At 61.7% G+C, this 311-nt stretch carries 1 other RNA gene; it reads left to right on the forward strand.

The features are described from left to right. Positions 1-311: a transfer-messenger RNA gene (gene ssrA / locus MST27_RS22355) on the forward strand; the annotation flags it as partial.

Raw genomic sequence — 311 nt, forward strand, 5'->3', positions numbered from 1 at the left:
GGCTTCGACGTGGGTACGGAGTCGGATCAGGGCATGCCGAGCACCAGTTCGCTCGTTAATCCACTGGAAGCAAGTAACTGCGAACGACGAACGTTTCGCCCTCGCCGCTTAAAACCGGTGAGCCTCGCAACGGTTGGCCGATGGGCCGGGCCTGATGCCGCAAGGCAAAGGGCTGCGAGGTCATGCACATTGGCTGGTCACCGCCCGGGTCACTCGGGCGATGACGAGACTCAAGTGACTGGCGACCCCGGTAGCGTGCTGCTGCGCGATCGGGGCCGCGAGATTCAAATCAGACAGCTACGCATGTAGAA

The organism is Stutzerimonas marianensis, from assembly GCF_022810315.1.
In the GTDB taxonomy this organism is placed as follows: Bacteria; Pseudomonadota; Gammaproteobacteria; order Pseudomonadales; family Pseudomonadaceae; genus Stutzerimonas; species Stutzerimonas marianensis.